We start from the raw sequence: 15,699 nt of genomic DNA on the forward strand, positions 1-15,699 counted from the left end.
CTTATCACTATTTTCTACTAGCTACTATTTTATCAATAGTATCTAGGGCTTTCCCCGCACCAAGTGCAACACAGTCAAGGGGTGCTTCAGCTATATGAACAGGCATGTGGGTTTCCTGATTTATCAACAAATCCAGTCCTTTAAGCATAGCTCCTCCCCCCGCCAGCATGATTCCTTTGTCCATTATATCTGATGCAAGTTCCGGAGGTGTTTTCTCAAGTGTGGTCTTTATAGCTTCGATTATAGCCGATATAGGCTCTTTCAAAGATTCTCTAACTTCACTCTCAGTTATATTTATAACTTTAGGTAATCCCGAGATCAGATCTCTTCCCCTTATCTCCATGGATTTATCCTCTTCATCCATTTCAAAGGCCGAACCCAATTCAATCTTTATATTTTCCGCCGTTCTTTCCCCTATCATAAGATTGTATTCCTTTTTTATGTAGCTTATTATGGCTTGATCCAATTCATCTCCTGCAATTCTTAAAGATTTGCTTGTCACAATTCCTCCAAGAGATATTATTGCAACCTCCGTGGTGCCACCTCCTATATCCACAATCATGCTTCCGGTTGGCTCATTTACAGGCAAACCAGCCCCAATAGCAGCTGCCATAGGTTCTTCCATGAGAAGTACGTCTCTTGCACCTGCATGTTTTGTAACTTCCTCTATAGCCCTTCTCTCCACTTCGGTCACACCTGAAGGGAAACACACAAAAATCCTAGGGCTTGTGAATGCCGATTTAGGACTTACCTTTTCTATAAATTTCCTAAGCATAGTATGAGTTACGTCAAAATCAGCAATAACTCCATCTTTAAGCGGCCTGACAGCAACTATATTCCCAGGTGTTCTTCCTATCATATCTTTGGCCTCGTTACCTATTGCCATCACCTTTTTAACATTGCTGTTTATATTTATAGCCACTACAGAAGGTTCCCTAAGCACTATTCCCTTCCCTTTAACATATATCAGCGTATTAGCTGTCCCTAAGTCAATTCCCATATCTCTGGTCATTCCAAAAAATCCCATTTATATTTTCTCCTTTCAATCTCTCAAAATTCCTTTTTCTTTTAAACTTACGTATACTCCCCCGCCTATTATCAAATGGTCAATCAACTGTATACCTAAAAGCTCACCACACTTTTTTAATCTATAAGTCACATCTATATCTTCATCGCTGGGTGATGGATCTCCTGAAGGGTGATTATGACAAACTATTATGGAAGCGCCATTCTTTTTTATTGCATAAAAAAACACTTCTCTTGGATGAACTATGGAAAAGTTTAAACTCCCAATAAATACATTCTTAATTCCTATAACTACATTTTTGGTGTTCAATATCACCACTTTGAGATATTCCTGTTTTAACTCTTTCATTTCCTCCATAACCAGCATTGCTGCGTCCTCAGGATTACATATTTTGCAATCATTTCCACCTTTATAGGATCTAAATCTCTTTGACAATTCAACTACCGCCATAATCTTGGCAGCTTTTGCCTTTCCCACACCACAAATACAGGTAAGATCTTCCAGACTAGAATTGAAAAGCCCATTTAGTCCTCTACTATTCTTTATAATTCTGCTGCTCAGTGATATTATATTTTCTCTTTTAGTACCACATCCAAGTACTATAGCCAAAAGTTCCGCATTGGACAGGGATTCTGATCCATATCTAAACAGCCTCTCCCTTGGTCTTTCATTTTCCGGTAAATCCATAATTTTCAACATATTATTCATTTAAAAACTCCTATTATAAATTTACCCCCATCTTTCTTAACATATTATACAACTTATTTAAAGGTAATCCTACTACATTGTAATAACATCCGTGAATTTTTTCTACGAAAATTCCTCCATAACCTTGTATACCATAGGATCCCACTTTGTCTTTATATTCTCCGGTTTTTAAATATCTTTCTATCTGTCTATCATCTATTTTAGAAAATTTAACATTAGTACATGCAAAATCACTATAGATCTCATTAGAACTCTTATCTACAATCGATATTCCAGAATATACCTGATGTTCCTTTCCGCTCAAGGCCCTCAACATACAAAAAGCTTCCTTGCTGCCGCTGGGTTTCCCCATTATTTCTCCATCAAGAAATACTACTGTATCACATCCTATTATTATTGAATCTCTACATGTACATTTATTACATACATTTTTGGCCTTGCCTTCAGCCAATTTCATGACATATGAGGAACAATCCCCCTGAAAAGCAACAGAATCTTCATTAAAATCGCTTACTATCACTTGAAAATTCTTTACCAATCTTTTCAAAAGTTCCCTTCTTCTGCTAGAAGCCGAAGCCAATACAATTTTCAAGCCATCACTTCCTAATACCTTCTATATAATATTATAGCCATAATTATGCCCACTATAGACATAATATTTATTTTAAAATTTACACCAAAAGTCAATACTATAACTTTCAGATTTAAAACTAAGGGTTTAGACATCCCAACTGCATAGGAATCTCTAAAAAAGTTTAAAAAGCTCAAGCTGCTTCCAATAATATTTCCAAGAATACTTCCCAATACAGCTCCTAGAAATATAAAAATCCATAAGAGCCCTCTTTTCTTCCCCGACCCTTTCACACAAAACCCCCTACCTTAATAATATATCCTATATAGTTTATCATTTAATAAATGCATAAACAAGTATATATATTATTGTTAAAAAAAATTTTTTAATTCAATATACATAAATGGCATGTATTAGTTCATATACTAATACATGCCATTTATGATAATAGCCTCTAAAATATTCTAAGTTCAATTGGAACCTATCTTTTTCAATACATTAAACAGATAAACATAATTTTCCTCACTGTTGTCCTTCGTTATTTCCCCTGGAAGCTTATTTATATATTCGTTTAATTCGTCTAAAACCAATTTATTTTTACCGCCTGCAGCCCTGTCCTTTTCAAGAGAAGAACACCATTTCTTCAGTTCGGAAGTTTGTATGGACTCTACATCTTTTGATGAAAGCTTATTTAATATTTTTAAGTTTGCATCTATTATCTGGACTATTTCAGTATTGCACACATCTTCCTGCTTCACTGTAAACACCATCTTTGAGGTTTCCACATTTTGTCCATTGAGAGATTTCATAATTTTATCCGCATCATTTTGCAGAAAAATTCCCAAAAAAACTCTTGTCTTATCCGGCTCTGCAATATAAAAGGGAAGTCCATATTTAGAAAGCAGCTCTTTTTCTTTTTCCGCATTATTTTTATCTCTGTAAATTCCACCTTGAACAGCTATAAATTTTATATCTCCCTTTTTTAAGGTGGAAGTACTTTGGGATGTGCCTTCATAGTTTAAATTGCCTGGATCTTTCAACATAACTTGAAATATAAAAGTCCCCAGTATAAATGCTGACAAAAGTATTGACGATATCAAAATCACGAAAGTTTTAGAATTTTTATCCTTTTTTAAATCATACCGTGTGTATCTCATTTTTTTCACCCCTATTTACGTTATTTATATATTATTATTAGGGTATGAAAAAAAATATAACCTCTAGATGTCAATTTTAACTCCCTCTAAATCCGGCTCAAGCAATATCACATTCCAATTATCTTCCAGTTCATCCAAAAAACCTTTCATGGATTCCACAAACTCGTCTGTATTTTTATCAAGGACAGCCATAAGTGTGGAACCGGAGCCACTTATAAATTCACCTATAGAGCCAAGCTCTCTCGACCTTTTAAATATGGCTTCAGAATTTTTTATTAAATTTTTTCTATAAGGCTGGTGCACCTTATCTCCGAAACATATTCTCAATTTATCAAATTCACTGTTATAAAGTGCACTTATAAGCATGGCGGACCTCGATATATTGAATATGCAGTCCTCTTTCAAATAGGTATTCGGCAGCACTTTCCTCGAAAAATCGGTATTAATTTGAAAAGATGGTATCATTGCGGCAAACTTCAATTCATCTGGAACAGTTACCCTTGAATACTTTACCTTTCCCCCTGCTTTAAGAGATACTAACATCCCGCCCAAAGCAGCCGGCACCACATTATCTGGGTGCCCTTCTATTTTCACAGCCAGATCAATCATATCTTCCAAGTTCATCCTGTTTCCCATAATAGCATTGGCAGCTGCTATACCGCCAACTATACAGGCGGAACTGCTGCCCAGCCCCCTGCAAATAGGTATGTCGCATCTAACTACATTTATTTTAAACCCCCTATAGGGGTATTTCTGTTCATCCATAGTTTTAACTATACTTTCATATATGAGATTATCTTTAAAATCCTTCTCTGATTTCAGGCCGCCGTTGTATATTTCTGTTTGTCCATCTATTTCCTCAACCTCAATTTCATTATACAATCTCAGGGCCATACCCAAAGTATCAAATCCCGGTCCCATATTGGCGGTAGTTGCAGGAATCCTAACTCTTATCTTAGTCATCTCTCAATCACTCCTTATCCAAAACCAAAATTTTTTTTATTGAGCCAGCATATTTTTCGTCTTTTACTTTTTCAATATAATTGTCTAAAGTATCTTCATTATCTGAGATTACAAAAGCTACCACCTCGTACCTATTTTCTGAAAAATCATTGGATAAAATATAGCATTTTTTAAAATTCATGGAGAGGCTCTCTATGATTTTAACCCTATTAACTGTTTTTATCCTCATGAACCACTTGCTCTTCAGTCCCCAGTTTCCATTCACCCTTGCCCTTTCTTTGCCGAATATAACAGGCTCTTCACTTTTATGCTCAATCACATCTGCTATGTCACCGAAAATCGCACTGGCTGTCGGAAACATACCTGCACCCTTTCCCATGAACATCACATCTCCGACTGCATCGCCCTCTACTAATATTCCATTGTATTCATCTTCAATATTTCCAAGAAGTGAATTTTCTCTTACCATCACCGGCATAACAGAGGCATATACACTTTCTTCAAAAGCTCTGCTGATCCCCAAAAGTTTTATACTGCATTTTTTCAACTTGGCATACCTAAAATCATCGCTGTCAATTCCGTCAATTCCCTTGACTTTTATATCTTTCCAGTTCACTCTCCTGTTGTAGGCAATAGTTGACAAGATGGAGAGCTTTCTAGCGGCATCATATCCTTTTACATCAGCCTCGGGATTTGATTCTGCGAATCCCAATTTTTGTGCAAGTTTCAGAGCATTTTCATAGCTCATTTTATCATGGTTCATTTTGGATAATATAAAATTTGCAGTACCATTTAATATGGATTTTATACTTTTTATTTGATTCCCCACAAGGCACTCGTTTATCGGCTTTAACAGGGGTATACCACCTCCTACGCTTGCTTCAAAATGAATAGTAACCCCATTTTCCCTAGCCAATTTCAGAAGTTCATATCCATACTCTGCAATCAAGTCCTTGTTGGCCGTAATTACATGTTTTTTCATGTTTAAAGCTCTTTTCACATATTCATAGGAAGGATCAAGCCCTCCCATAGCTTCTACTATGATATCCACTTTTTCTTTAAAAATATCGTCTATATTTTCGGTTAAAAGTCTGTAATTCCTATTATCTGCATGTTTTTCAATATTTCTTACCAAGATCTTTGACAATACCAGTTCTTCATTTAGCTTACGCTTGAACTTATATTTATTCCTCAATATCAATTCAGCCACGCCGCTTCCTACTACCCCATAACCCAGCATTGCTATATTTATCATTTAAAAGCCCCCTTTTTTTATTCAATAGCCAAAATCATTAAATAAAAAAAACTCCCCCCATCATGGGACGAGTTTTTGTCGCGTTTCCACCCAAATTGGCAGTAAAATCAACTGCCATCTCTACGTCTTTAACACAGACCTGTGGAAATATCTATTGTTTAAACTTCAATATACAACTCAGAGGTGGTTTTCGACAGTTCATACCTGGGGAATATTTCAGCCTGTGAATTCCCCTCTCTAAAAGCGGTTTACTGTTTACTCTTCCTCGTCATGGTTTTTTCCATATAAGAACAAAATCATATTCATTCTACTGCAAGCAAATTAACTTTTATGACATTTTTCAAATTTCTTATATATCCCAACAGCTCGTTCACCTCTATTTCAAGCTTAGAGGCATCAAAAGTTATAGATACAGTTGCAGCATTATTAATAGGTATGTCCTGATTTATAGTGAGTATGTTGCCCTCTTTTTGAGCTATTATATCAAGTATCTTGGATAAGGTACCTGCCTTATGGGCTAAAACCAAACCAACCGTTATCTTGTGTCCAACTATACCTTCGGATAATGAAAAAACTGCATCTTTATATTTATAATAAGTACTTCTACTTATTCCAACACGTCTTACCCCTTCTGATATATCCTTTACCTTTTTAGTTCTCAAAAGTTCCTTTACCTTTACTACCTTGGTAAATATATCTGGAAGTATCCTGGCATCAATTATAAGAAACCTAGCATTCATAAAAAATCCCGTCCTTGTCCGTAAATAAAATACACATGTCCACTTGAATATGTAAACTATGATAACACAACTACTACAAATAATCAACAACTTTTATAAAAAAAATTAAAGACGACAAAATGCCGTCTTATATGTTCAATCTTCAAATATTATATATGGAACTGTAACTACGGCTATATTTCTCATTCTGAGAAGCATCGTCCTGATAAACAGTGCCGTCTGGTTATGAAGGATATTGCCCCACCATTTCGTAACTATAAGCTGGGCTAAAACCACTGTTACAGTGTCCTTGGGTCCTGCTGCATATTCCTCTGACTTGATAAATTTAACCAGGGGACCCAATATACTCCTGTAGGGAGATTTCTTTACCACTATTGGTATATCTACATTGTATTCATGCCACCTTTTCAAAAGTCTGGCAGTAGCTTCATCATCTACAGACACATGAAAAATTATTATATTGTCCGAAATGGTCCTGGCATAATTTAGTGCTTTCAGGAAGGATTTATTTAAAGTGTCTATAGGTACTATTACATATCGTTTTTGTTTGGACAAGTCCACCTTTTCCTTGGGCCTTTCGCTCACCGGAAGTTTTAACTGTCTGGCCACTTCAGAATAATGATTTTTAATAGCCATCATAATATAAACTATCAGAGGCGTCAGTACGAATACAACCCATGCTCCGCTCAAAAACTTAGTTATTCCCAATATGACAGCCGTCGCAAAAGTAACAAGTGCACCTATACCATTTATGGCAGCCCTGCGGATCCAGCCTTTGCTTTTAAGTCTTATCCATCTTTTAAACATTCCCGCCTGGGACAACGTAAAGGATATGAAAACTCCCACTGCATATAGGGGCATCAAATAGTGAGTATCTCCCTGAAACATAATAACTAGCAGAGATGATACCAATCCAAGGCTTATTATCCCATTTGAGTATCCAAGTCTTTTACCTCTTTTGGCAAACTGTCTTGGAGCAAATCCGTCTTTGGCTATGAAGGCCAAAAGCAGCGGTAATCCTGCAAATGCAGTATTGCTGGCCATTATGAGTATAATGGCAGTAGTTGCCTGAACCAAATAGAACATGACGGTTCCTCCAAATACCTGGTGAGCTATTTGGGCAACCACGGTCATATTGGGATTAGGCACTGCATGGTACAAGGTAGCAAGATAGGAAACTCCCCCAAATATCACAAGCACTACCAGCGCAAGAAGCTCCAGGACCCTCTTGGCGTTTTTCTGTGAAGGTTCCTTGAAGTTTGGGATGCCATTACTCACCGCTTCTATTCCAGTAAGTGCCGTACACCCTGAAGAAAAGGCTCTCAAAAACAATACAACGGTTATATCGGAAACTACCGGAGGTATTTTATAAATTGGCTTGGGTACATATCCCAGTACCTTTACTTTAAATATTCCAAAAAATATCATAATCAATATGACGACCATGAATAAATAAGTGGGAGTGCCGAATACCTTGGCGGACTCTCTTATCCCTCTCAAATTACCTATAGTTATAATAAATATAAACAACAATGTTATGGCAACCCTATAGGGCAATAATACAGGTATTGCAGAAATTATAGCTGCCGTACCTGCAGACGTACTTACAGCCACCGTTAAAATATAGCCAATAGTTAAAGATGCCCCTGCCACAAGTCCGGGAATTGTTCCCAAATTATCCTTGGCGACAATATAGGAACCCCCCCCTTGAGGGTAAGCATCTATAGTTTGTCTATATGAAAGTGTGACTAAAATCATTAAAAATACAATACAAAGTGCCGAATAAAACATGTATTTATACGACATTATACCCAGAACAGGTATGAGAACCCAAAGTATCTCTTCACCCGCATATGCTACAGAGGATATTGCATCGCTTGACAATACGGGCAGTCCCCAAAATACATTGAATTTTTCGGATTTCAACTCATTGGTTTTCAAACTTTTGCCAATTAATAATCTTCCCAATTTAGATACCATTTTTTGCACCCCTAAAAGTAAATTTTACCTTAACTTTAGTATGGAATGATTATATATTATTATTCACTTTTATAACAGTTTTCTTTTCAAGACTTTAAGGCTATTTTTAACGGAATACGACAATTTAATTGCGAATGCATCATATCCCATATGTTTTTCTAATCCATGCTTACCTTTATTTAATCATTCATATACTTGATAATTTGACATATTTTAATTACATGTGCTACTTCCAATGGATTAAAATTATTTAAGTTTTTGTGCCATTTCATTCATATTGGATACTAAAGAGAGCACCTCTTGTAAGCTAGCATTGATCTGTTCAACAGATGCCGCTTGATTCTCACTGGCCTTCAGAGTGTGAGCTGAAACCTCCACGGTTTTTGAAACCGACTTCTGAATGCTTGAAGTGAGCTTTACAATATTTTCAGCTGTTTCTTTGGAATTATCCGAGAGTTTTCTTATTTCATCAGCTACTACGCCAAAACCCTTCTCATATTCTCCAGCTCTTGCAGCTTCAATAGCTGCATTTAATCCTAACATCTTTGTCTGATCTGCAATATTTCTTATATATCCTATAATCTTATGGATCTTTTCCGAAAGTTCCCTTATATTCTGTATTTCCTTATTGAGGGACTGCTGATTTTCCGATACACTTACGGCAGATGAAGAGAGTTCTTCTACAGATGCAGCTATCTGATCCAAATTTTCATTTGCAATTTGGCTCAAATTCTTCATTTTATACTGATTGTATCCCAATTTTGAAAGCACATTTGCAATCATGTACAGCACATTTGCGGCAGCTTCCACCTTATCCCTCTCTACAATCTTGACTTTCCTAAGAGCTTTTATATATTCTTCTGGAGCAACACCTATCTCCCCTGCTATCTTTCTGAATTTATCTTCATCCGGTTTTTCGGTAAGAACTTGTCCCCCAAACATATTTCCAATAACTTTCCCGTTTAAAAATACGGGAGCAGCAAAATCTACAAGTCCTGCATGAATCGAAAAGACAATTTTTATCTTTAATTGTGTCAAAAAATTATAAATTCCAGCAAAGAGATATATTACTGGAATTTATATGACACTTTATTTTATCTTTCATCTACACTATTCTAAAGGAATCCACCATGGTGCATTTTCTAATCCTTGTGAATNTTAATATTTAACGTATTTGCAGCAAAATTTTATTTCAAAATGAATTAAAAAATTCCATGATATAATAATTATATCACGGAATTTTAATTGCCCTGATTGCACATGTAAAGATTAAATTATTCTAAAGGAATCCACCATGGTGCATTTTCTAATCCTTGTGAATGAAACTGCATTTGTAAGTCCCTCACCTGTAGGTCCGGCTATGGTAAATGTGGTGGGGCCCTCTCCACCAAATCCTATTCCTGCATAGGAAGGTGCATTTTTCACAAATATGGTTGTGTCTATTGCCCTTGCCATCGCAGTCAGATTATCCACGTTCTTCGAATGCATTATGGCAGTATGCCTGTTGCCATGTTCGTCTTCTACGGCTGTCTCCAGAGCTTCATCAAAATCCTTGACCTTGACTATGGAAAGTATGGGCATCATTAGCTCAAGCTGTACAAATGGATGAGAGTTCTTGGCCCTGTATATAAGGCACTCTATTTCATCTGAAACCCTCTCACCTATGCTCTCCATCAGATATTTGGCGCTCTTGCCTACAAAGGCCTTGTTTATAGAGTATTTTCCCGTCTGGCTGTCCCTGTTCAAAACCGTATCTACCAGTTTCCCAGCCTGGGCATCATTTATTTCGTAGACAGCCCTGTTTTCCTTCATATGTCCAATTAAATCCTCGTACACGTCTCCTACGACTATTGCTTCCTTTTCAGCTATGCAGGGCAAATTGTTGTCGAAGCTGCATCCATTTATTATGTCCTTTGCCGCCTTTTCAATATCTGCAGTTTCGTCAACCACTACAGGAGGGTTTCCTGCACCCGCACCTATGGCCTTTTTCCCGGAAGAAAGCACCATCTTTACTATTCCGGGGCCACCTGTGGCAACGAGCATCCTTATTCTTCTGTCCTTTAAAAGTATGTTTGTATTTTCAAGTGAAGGTTTCGACACTGCAGTAAGCAAATTGTCCGGACCGCCTGCTTCCCTTATGGCTTTGTTTAAAATTTTCATGGTTGTCACAGATGTCTTGAAAGATCCGGGGTGAGGTGAAAATACCACAGTGTTCCCCCCGGCCAGCATGCATATTGCATTGCAGACAACAGTTGATACCGGGTTTGTGGACGGTGTTATGGATCCTATTACACCGAAAGCCCCACGCTCAATTAAAGTAAGTCCCTTGTCACCTGTGATAGCCTCTGGCTTAAGTACTTCCGTGCCCGGCGTCTTTTCAGCCGTAAGTTTCAATTTTAAATACTTATGGTCAACTCTCCCCATTCCAGATTCCTTAACGGCAAGGTTGGCAAGTGACATGGCGTTGTCCATTGTTGCCTTCCTCATGGCAGCTATAAATCTCTCACGCTGTTCCAGAGTATAATTTTTAAATTTTTTCTGGGCTTCATAGGCTGCATCTATAGCCTCGTCCATGCTGCCAAATACTCCGTCGCTCACTTCCTGTTTCTTAGTGTCCTTCTCGTTTAATTCCTTCAATACCCTCTCTACTATCTGGGATAAATCACTACCATTTAATTCCATCTCTTATTACCTCCTCAAAAACTTTTATTTTCTGCTGTTTTTATTCCATTCAACTTCATCCACAATTCCAACAATGGAGGTATCCGNCTCCATATTTTGAAACATTAGTATCTTCATCTACTGTACCTCCGCTAACTCCTATAGCTCCCACAATATTGCCATTTACCTTTAAAGGAAATCCCCCTGAAAAAGTCAGCACGTTTCCATCATGAGTAAGTCCATAGAAATCCCCTCCTGGCAGCGAAGCATCATATAAATCTCCTGTCGGGCTTTTAAGTGCTGCAGCTGTATGCGCCTTTTTGAAAGCAACTTTCAAACTTATCAGCAGAGAATCATCCATTCGTTCCATTACTATGACATTGCCATCAAAATCCACAATACATATCACCATCGGAACTCCTATTTCCTTAGACTTTTCTATACATTTCTCAGTTATATAACTGGCAATTTCCCTATTGAGAGATTTTTTTACCAACAGTCCATTTTCAGAACCGCCGCCGTTGTGATTTCTCTCATTATCTGTAAATTCAGCCAATCTTTCTTTTGCCTTCTTTAAAATATCCTTATAGTCAAAATATCTAGCTACAGCATAAATAGCATCTGATAACCTGTTTACATATTTCTGCAGATTGCTGCTTACCTCGTAATGGTTTTTTAGTTCAGATATATACCTTTCTGCCCTTCTCACATCCGTTCTTGCCACATCAAGGTGGGCAGATTCCACAGTTCCGCCTGGCACTATAAATCCATTCTGTATGGGACGCATCTTGTCAAGTTCATCTATAGTGTTTTCCAGAGATACAACATCTTCATCCTTTATTCGATCCTTGTAATTTTCGGTTCCAAGTGAGGCCAGTTCTGCTGCAACCTCAAAGAGAGTTTTCTGTATCTTTAACAATTTATCTTTCAGTTTTTTATCTTTAACATAAGCTCTTGCCAGACCAATTGATGAATTTGCCTCATCTATGCTTCCATAGGCCCATACTCTCAAATCATATTTGTTTGTTCTCTCACCGCCTACTAAACTGGTAGTCCCTTTATCACCAGTCTTAGTGTATATTTTCATATAAATCACCACCTAAATGCCATGCTAGTGCTTATTCCATTCAACTTCATCCACAATTCCAACAATGGAGGTATCCGCAGGTATGCTGTTTCCCACTTCGGTTGCATTCCTGGCTCCGCTTCCCGTAACTACAATTACAATTTCATTGACTCCAGCACCAACTGTATCTATGGCAACAACAGGCTCGCCTATTATATTTTCATCTTCATCTATTTTCTTGACTATAAGCAGTTTGCTTCCTGTAAGTTTTTCATTTTTTTGTGTGGAAACGACATTTCCAACTACCTTGGCTAAAAACATGTATATCCCCCTCTCATCAAGTGATTCTTAGGTCCAGGTGGAGTTTGCTTATAAAAAATGTTTTCTCCACCTTAACCTTAGAAGAACTTATCCAGGCGCGTAGCAGTGCTTATCTCCCACTTTGAAAAGCTGGGAGTATTAGCAATGGTAGCGTTCGGATCAATTTCAGGTGTTCAATAATATTTCACAGTTATATTATTATTGTCCATATAATCTTTTGCAAGAGGAGTTACAAGCGAGTCTCTTTTTATATAAATTTCCCTTGAATCCATATTGGCTAAAATATCCTCTGCAGTTACAACATGAGATAATATTCTGCCCGTACCAGCCAGATCACTGCCGGCAGCGGGAGGCACGCCGTCTTCTTTTTTACTCTCTGTGAGCGGACCGCCGCCGCGTCCGTTTAAAAGAATAAATTCATTTTCCAAAGTCCCTTTCAGTTCATCTCCCCGGATAAAATCAACCCCGAGGCTGCACAAATTATCTCTGTAGTTCGATATCAATCTATTATAGGCCTTGTTTTTACTAAGTCCCAGGCTCATATTCCTCGGATTTTCAGGATCAAAACTGTNAAGTCCCTTTCAGTTCATCTCCCCGGATAAAATCAACCCCGAGGCTGCACAAATTATCTCTGTAGTTCGATATCAATCTATTATAGGCCTTGTTTTTACTAAGTCCCAGGCTCATATTCCTCGGATTTTCAGGATCAAAACTGTCCGATACTGCAATTACCTTCTTGTTCATCATAAGGGATTCCGCTATACCTGTGGTTACCAGGTTATCCTCTATGCCCAGGGCACATTTAGACAGGGTGTTTCTAGTCATGACAGGCACAAGTACCAGATCATCACTTCTTACCGCACCTGTCATCTCCTCCTTACAGTCTATCAACCTTCCATTCAGGCCGTCTACATATTTTCCGGGAATAACTTTCTCTGCGGATTTCGTCATGACTATGTCATATTTGAGGATATCCATGGAAGCCAGCGTTTCAAATATATCTTTTAAATTTACAGCCCCTCCCGATATAAACACAAGCACCCTTTTGTCCAGCATGCCTATAATTCGTTCAGCTATGGTCCTCACCAAATTTTCTATATCCATCTGTTCACCTCGCTTACATATCTCCCGTGCAGGCTTCTCATATGCCGGCATCATTCATGGCAATTCCCGCAGGTGTCACAAGAAGGGGGTTGCAGGGTTTGATAGTCCTTATATCAGTATATTTTTCAAATATGCTCTCTATGTTTTTCAAGCAGCAGGTGCCGCCCACCAGGTAAATTGTATTTACATCATAACCTTTGATATTTTTAAGTACTATATCTGCCATTTTTTCAATTACCGGCCTCACCAGAGGAAACACCCTGTCATAGTTCTCTTCTTCAATCTTATATTTTTCCGCCTTATCGTAATCCATGCCAAGTGCACCGGCTATCACCAGGCTCAGGTGGTGTCCTCCCGTAGGTTCGTCTGCACAGTGTACCACTTTTCCGCCTTTCAATACCGATATCCCGGTGGTCCCACCTCCTACATCCACTACCGCACCTTCATCTATTTTCAAAACATCCGCAGCCGCAGTGGGTTCGTCTATTATGTCTGTGACTGTAAAATCGGCAGCCTCCACTACATTTGAAATAACCTTGGTATTGCCGGAACTTATTCCGGGTGGTATGGCCGCAGCTGCATGCTCGAGCTTCCTCCCCAGGATATTTTCCAGTTTCCTCTTCAAATCCCTGACTATGTCTACCGCCTTCAGATATTCCACAACTATTCCGTCCCTCACAACACTGGCAGAATACAGCTTCCCGGCAGCGGGCCTGTCGTTCTTATCCAGCACCGTTACTACGATATTTGAAGTTCCAAGGTCAACTCCAACTTTCAGATCCTGATCCTCAGGTACCTTATGTGGATTTTGAAAAGATTTTTCCACCTCTGCGATAAATGAATTCGCATGATCAAGCACATTTTTTACCATTTAATCACCTGCTCAAACCTATTATTCTAATCAAGTCACTGCTCTTTAGCTCTGCCGCATTGGCTTCGTCCGTATCTATGTGAAATTCCAGTGCGGACGCGTTGCTCACCCGTATAAGTACGTTCTTGAATATAATTCCCTTGGGGCCCTTGGTTTCCACATCCACCATGTCTCCGTCCTCTACACCGTAGGATTCGGCCTGGTAGGGGAGCATATGGATATGCCTGCTGGCACATATAACTTTATTTTTCAAAACCAGAATTCCCCTGGGACCTATCACTGTGAGAGTTTCAGAATTTCCAAGATCCCTGGATTTCCTGACCGGGGCCTTTATTCCCAGGTTATATGAATCAGTTCTGGATATTTCAATCTGGCTGTACTTCCTAACCGGACCCAAAATCCTCACCTTTGGGAAAAATGCTTTGGGACCTGCAATGGCAACAGTCTCGTTTGCGGCAAACTGGCCCGGCTGTTTTACTTCCTTCCTGACCGTGAGCTCATACCCTTTGCCGAACAAACACTCCAGATCCTGCTGGGTAACGTGAATATGCCTGTTTGATATACCTACCGGTATGGAAAATTCCTTGTTCTTAATTTTACTTTCATTTACTATATTTGCTACTAGATCTTCTACAAATTTTTCACTGACCTGCATTACTCTCTGTCACCCTCCTGTATTTCTTTTGTCTTCTTGTAATGGATGCACAGGTTCCTCGGCTGCCCCTTCCTTCTGGGACATTTGGGATCATGGCATATATTACATACTTCTTTATCTTCCTTTTTGTCTTTCTTTGAGTTCTCTTCTTGAATTTTTTCATCTTCAGAAGGTTTTTCATCCTGCTGGTCATAAACGGCACCGGCATCATACTCAATTTCAACCTCCTGACTTTTCTTTTCCTCAGGTTTTTCCCCTACGTCGGAATTCTTCTCTTCTCCTGAATTTAAATTTTCCCGATCTTTTTCAAGACCGACCGTATATTTTGACTTTATGATACTGTCTAAATCTTTTGCAGGCCTTGGTATGACAACACTGGAATAAACTTTATTGACTTTGCCTGCACTTACTTTTGCCGCATTTATTGCAGCTTTGACAGCTCCTACATTTCCCTCTATTTTTATTGTTACAAGGCCTCTCCCTCTTGTCAGTTCATAACCTATAAGAGTTACATTTGCTGATTTCACACAACTATCTGCAGCTTCCACGGCTGCAGCCATTCCAACAGTTTCTATAATACCAAGGGCCTTTCCACTCATAAAAATCCCTCCCTTGTTAAA

The 15,699-nt window shown here is 38.5% G+C and carries 18 protein-coding genes and 1 other annotated feature; all 18 genes read right to left on the reverse strand.

Translation table 11 applies throughout. The features are described from left to right. Positions 1 to 7 precede the first annotated feature (7 nt). The 18 genes from AB8S09_RS05100 to AB8S09_RS05185 all read right to left on the reverse strand — a co-directional run bounded on the left by AB8S09_RS05100 (position 8) and on the right by AB8S09_RS05185 (position 15,678). Entirely contained in the window at positions 8 to 1,027 is a 1,020-nt protein-coding gene (locus AB8S09_RS05100; protein ID WP_294183591.1) for a rod shape-determining protein, read from the reverse strand. 15 nt (positions 1,028 to 1,042) lie between these two features. Beyond that, on the reverse strand, positions 1,043 to 1,735 hold the full coding sequence (gene radC / locus AB8S09_RS05105; RefSeq protein ID WP_294183589.1) for a RadC family protein: 693 nt from the start codon (positions 1,733 to 1,735) through the stop codon (positions 1,043 to 1,045). 13 nt (positions 1,736 to 1,748) lie between these two features. Further along, positions 1,749 to 2,327 carry a Maf-like protein gene (locus AB8S09_RS05110; RefSeq protein WP_294183587.1) on the reverse strand — a complete coding sequence of 193 codons (579 nt, stop codon included), beginning with the start codon at positions 2,325 to 2,327 and terminating at the stop codon, positions 1,749 to 1,751. Between the two features lie 11 nt (positions 2,328 to 2,338). After that, on the reverse strand, positions 2,339 to 2,599 hold the full coding sequence (locus AB8S09_RS05115; protein ID WP_294183583.1) for a DUF4321 domain-containing protein: 261 nt from the start codon (positions 2,597 to 2,599) through the stop codon (positions 2,339 to 2,341). Positions 2,600 to 2,776: 177 nt separating this feature from the next. Then, on the reverse strand, positions 2,777 to 3,463 hold the full coding sequence (locus AB8S09_RS05120) for an SPOR domain-containing protein (RefSeq protein ID WP_294183581.1): 687 nt from the start codon (positions 3,461 to 3,463) through the stop codon (positions 2,777 to 2,779). Positions 3,464 to 3,526: 63 nt separating this feature from the next. After that, on the reverse strand, positions 3,527 to 4,426 hold the full coding sequence (gene thrB, locus AB8S09_RS05125; protein WP_294183580.1) for a homoserine kinase: 900 nt from the start codon (positions 4,424 to 4,426) through the stop codon (positions 3,527 to 3,529). A gap of 7 nt (positions 4,427 to 4,433) precedes the next feature. Continuing rightward, complete coding sequence (locus tag AB8S09_RS05130; RefSeq protein WP_369868598.1) at positions 4,434 to 5,681, reverse strand: homoserine dehydrogenase; 1,248 nt, start codon at positions 5,679 to 5,681, stop codon at positions 4,434 to 4,436. Between the two features lie 60 nt (positions 5,682 to 5,741). Further along, positions 5,742 to 5,962, reverse strand: a binding site (T-box leader). A 21-nt stretch (positions 5,963 to 5,983) separates the two neighbouring features. Further along, complete coding sequence (locus AB8S09_RS05135) at positions 5,984 to 6,421, reverse strand: ACT domain-containing protein (protein ID WP_294183575.1); 438 nt, start codon at positions 6,419 to 6,421, stop codon at positions 5,984 to 5,986. 135 nt (positions 6,422 to 6,556) lie between these two features. Beyond that, the gene (locus tag AB8S09_RS05140; RefSeq protein ID WP_294183573.1) at positions 6,557 to 8,401 is read right to left on the reverse strand and encodes an APC family permease; all 1,845 of its coding nucleotides are present in this window, start codon (positions 8,399 to 8,401) and stop codon (positions 6,557 to 6,559) included. A gap of 246 nt (positions 8,402 to 8,647) precedes the next feature. Then, entirely contained in the window at positions 8,648 to 9,439 is a 792-nt protein-coding gene (locus AB8S09_RS05145; RefSeq protein ID WP_294183571.1) for a methyl-accepting chemotaxis protein, read from the reverse strand. Positions 9,440 to 9,670: 231 nt separating this feature from the next. Further along, positions 9,671 to 11,083, reverse strand: coding sequence for an aldehyde dehydrogenase family protein (locus AB8S09_RS05150; protein WP_369868599.1), 1,413 nt, complete (start codon positions 11,081 to 11,083; stop codon positions 9,671 to 9,673). Between the two features lie 55 nt (positions 11,084 to 11,138). Then, positions 11,139 to 12,149: a cob(I)yrinic acid a,c-diamide adenosyltransferase gene (locus tag AB8S09_RS05155; RefSeq protein ID WP_369868600.1), complete on the reverse strand. Its 1,011-nt coding sequence runs from the start codon at positions 12,147 to 12,149 to the stop codon at positions 11,139 to 11,141. Between the two features lie 24 nt (positions 12,150 to 12,173). Beyond that, on the reverse strand, positions 12,174 to 12,449 hold the full coding sequence (locus AB8S09_RS05160) for a EutN/CcmL family microcompartment protein (RefSeq protein WP_369868601.1): 276 nt from the start codon (positions 12,447 to 12,449) through the stop codon (positions 12,174 to 12,176). Positions 12,450 to 12,622: 173 nt separating this feature from the next. After that, positions 12,623 to 12,991: a hypothetical protein gene (locus AB8S09_RS05165; protein ID WP_369868602.1), complete on the reverse strand. Its 369-nt coding sequence runs from the start codon at positions 12,989 to 12,991 to the stop codon at positions 12,623 to 12,625. Positions 12,992 to 13,010: 19 nt separating this feature from the next. Further along, positions 13,011 to 13,607 carry a flavoprotein gene (locus AB8S09_RS05170; RefSeq protein WP_369868603.1) on the reverse strand — a complete coding sequence of 199 codons (597 nt, stop codon included), beginning with the start codon at positions 13,605 to 13,607 and terminating at the stop codon, positions 13,011 to 13,013. Further along, positions 13,591 to 14,424 (reverse strand): ethanolamine utilization protein EutJ, encoded by an 834-nt coding sequence (gene eutJ, locus AB8S09_RS05175; protein ID WP_294185346.1) that lies wholly within the window; start codon positions 14,422 to 14,424, stop codon positions 13,591 to 13,593. The genes AB8S09_RS05170 and eutJ overlap by 17 nt, the downstream gene beginning before the upstream one ends. A 4-nt stretch (positions 14,425 to 14,428) precedes the next feature. Next, positions 14,429 to 15,079 (reverse strand): phosphate propanoyltransferase, encoded by a 651-nt coding sequence (locus AB8S09_RS05180; RefSeq protein WP_294185345.1) that lies wholly within the window; start codon positions 15,077 to 15,079, stop codon positions 14,429 to 14,431. Further along, positions 15,079 to 15,678 (reverse strand): BMC domain-containing protein, encoded by a 600-nt coding sequence (locus tag AB8S09_RS05185; protein WP_294185344.1) that lies wholly within the window; start codon positions 15,676 to 15,678, stop codon positions 15,079 to 15,081. The genes AB8S09_RS05180 and AB8S09_RS05185 overlap by 1 nt, the downstream gene beginning before the upstream one ends. Between the last annotated feature and the right edge of the window lie 21 nt (positions 15,679 to 15,699).

It is taken from the genome of Clostridium lapidicellarium, assembly GCF_041224415.1.
Classification (GTDB): domain Bacteria; phylum Bacillota; class Clostridia; order Clostridiales; family Clostridiaceae; genus Clostridium_B; species Clostridium_B lapidicellarium.

What these genes read in the sequence shown, in the direction of transcription:
- AB8S09_RS05100 (WP_294183591.1), bottom strand. Translation starts at nt 1,027, where the DNA reads ATGGGATTTTTTGGAATGACCAGAGATATGGGAATTGACTTAGGGACA.
- radC (WP_294183589.1), bottom strand. Translation starts at nt 1,735, where the DNA reads ATGAATAATATGTTGAAAATTATGGATTTACCGGAAAATGAAAGACCA.
- AB8S09_RS05120 (WP_294183581.1), bottom strand. Translation starts at nt 3,463, where the DNA reads ATGAGATACACACGGTATGATTTAAAAAAGGATAAAAATTCTAAAACT.
- thrB (WP_294183580.1), bottom strand. Translation starts at nt 4,426, where the DNA reads ATGACTAAGATAAGAGTTAGGATTCCTGCAACTACCGCCAATATGGGA.
- AB8S09_RS05130 (WP_369868598.1), bottom strand. Translation starts at nt 5,681, where the DNA reads ATGATAAATATAGCAATGCTGGGTTATGGGGTAGTAGGAAGCGGCGTG.
- AB8S09_RS05135 (WP_294183575.1), bottom strand. Translation starts at nt 6,421, where the DNA reads ATGAATGCTAGGTTTCTTATAATTGATGCCAGGATACTTCCAGATATA.
- AB8S09_RS05140 (WP_294183573.1), bottom strand. Translation starts at nt 8,401, where the DNA reads ATGGTATCTAAATTGGGAAGATTATTAATTGGCAAAAGTTTGAAAACC.
- AB8S09_RS05150 (WP_369868599.1), bottom strand. Translation starts at nt 11,083, where the DNA reads ATGGAATTAAATGGTAGTGATTTATCCCAGATAGTAGAGAGGGTATTG.
- AB8S09_RS05160 (WP_369868601.1), bottom strand. Translation starts at nt 12,449, where the DNA reads ATGTTTTTAGCCAAGGTAGTTGGAAATGTCGTTTCCACACAAAAAAAT.
- AB8S09_RS05165 (WP_369868602.1), bottom strand. Translation starts at nt 12,991, where the DNA reads ATGAGCCTGGGACTTAGTAAAAACAAGGCCTATAATAGATTGATATCG.
- eutJ (WP_294185346.1), bottom strand. Translation starts at nt 14,424, where the DNA reads ATGGTAAAAAATGTGCTTGATCATGCGAATTCATTTATCGCAGAGGTG.
- AB8S09_RS05180 (WP_294185345.1), bottom strand. Translation starts at nt 15,079, where the DNA reads ATGCAGGTCAGTGAAAAATTTGTAGAAGATCTAGTAGCAAATATAGTA.
- AB8S09_RS05185 (WP_294185344.1), bottom strand. Translation starts at nt 15,678, where the DNA reads ATGAGTGGAAAGGCCCTTGGTATTATAGAAACTGTTGGAATGGCTGCA.